1 protein-coding gene is annotated in these 1,576 nt (G+C 39.0%); it reads right to left on the reverse strand.

Going from position 1 to position 1,576, the window contains the following annotated elements; all coding sequences use genetic code 11:
* On the reverse strand, positions 1 to 1,576 hold a 1,576-nt coding region (locus tag WKH56_RS35025; protein ID WP_342837864.1), incomplete at both ends, for a MobA/MobL family protein.

A 1,576-nucleotide genomic window follows, 5' to 3' on the forward strand; every position in this document is an offset into this window, starting at 1 on the left:
CTTGCTCTTCACTACGAGTAGCTTGTTGGATCGCATCAAAGATGCCTGAAATCGTTCCTATGACCTGCTCTTTGGTTTTTATCTGCTTTTCTATAGCTGGGATGACATCTTTCTCAAGCTCTCTAATTTCGCTTTGTCGCTTGTTTAAATCATCCGGTCCTTTATACCCTTTTTCCTTAAGGTTCTCTTTGTAGTGATTGGCTTCGTGCTGTAATTCTTCATAGTGTAGACGTGCTTTTTTTGAAACCAATCGTTTAGCTGTCTCACCAGGACTATTACTTAGTTGATCAAGTTCTTTCTCTGCTTTTTCAAGGCTCGCAACTTGATTCTTCATCGTATCTAGATAATCTCTTTCTGTTTCGAAGATTTTTACATTCTTCTTTAGTTTGTATAACTCTTCTTTCTGATTCCCAATTGCTTTTTCAATGACTTCTAATGTTACTGGCGTCTTTTTGGCCATGTCGATATGTTTCTCTAGTTTTAAGGCATTGTCATAGCTTAAGTATTTTCCGGCTGTTTTTAAATCAGGATAATGTGAGCTTACCTCACGGATCTTAGCCATTTTAATGGCTTCTTCTGCTTGTAACAATACCTTCGTTTCCACTTGAATTTGCTCTTTCTCATACTTAATTTGATGCTGACGATTTTCTTTTTGGTGAGAGAACTCTTTATAGCGTTCGTAGAACTCTTCTTCATTTGAAAAACGAAGAGATTCTTTATACCCTTGAATGTTGCTTTCATAGTTTGCTTTATCGCTCTCTAAATCAGAGATTTTATCAAGGTAACGACGTTTTAACATATTGTTCTCTTTCAGTTTAAACGGATTGAGTGCTCCCTTGAGTTCATCTACTTTCTCTTCATTCTGCTTAATCTCACGCTCTAAATCGTTTACACGGTCATAATAGTTGCTGACGTTCAGAAATTGTTGCTGTTGAACATGAAAATGGCGTTCAATCGGGTCATGACGATCACTCATTTTACGTAATTCGCCATGGCGTTTGTAGATATCGTCTAAGGAAACGACTTGTTGATTTAAAAGAGATGCAGCCTTTTGAATCTGTGTTTTTTCAATATCTGTAGAGAAGCTGAATTGCTTCTCTTTTTCTTTCATTTTTTGTAGATGAGCTTCTTTTTGGCGACGGTAAGTCTGTAAGTCGATAACTACTTGATTGTATTCTTGGCGCTCCCGGTTAACTTGGCCGCGCTGACTTTGTTTCCCTTTCTTCTCCATATCATGAGCCACATGGCCTAAATGGATGGTTGGAAGGACTTCAAGACCACGATTCTCATGAGAAAGGTGCGTGATGCGCTCGTTGCTTTGGGCTTTTTCCAACGCTTTGTTGGCATAATTCGCCCATTGTTCACGAATAGATAAGCAGCCTTCGCTGTTTTTAACGTACCCACGATTGTTTTCTTTGGCATTCGCAAAGTCAGCATTCCAATCACGATTCTTCTTGCCAAAGCCATTTTGGTCTACGTTTCTCATTGTTAACATGATGTGAGCGTGAGGATTATTTGCATCGTCACGATGGATGGCGATATCGGCCACCATTCCTTTTTGAACAAATTCATGTTG

Source organism: Priestia sp. SB1 (assembly GCF_038898415.1).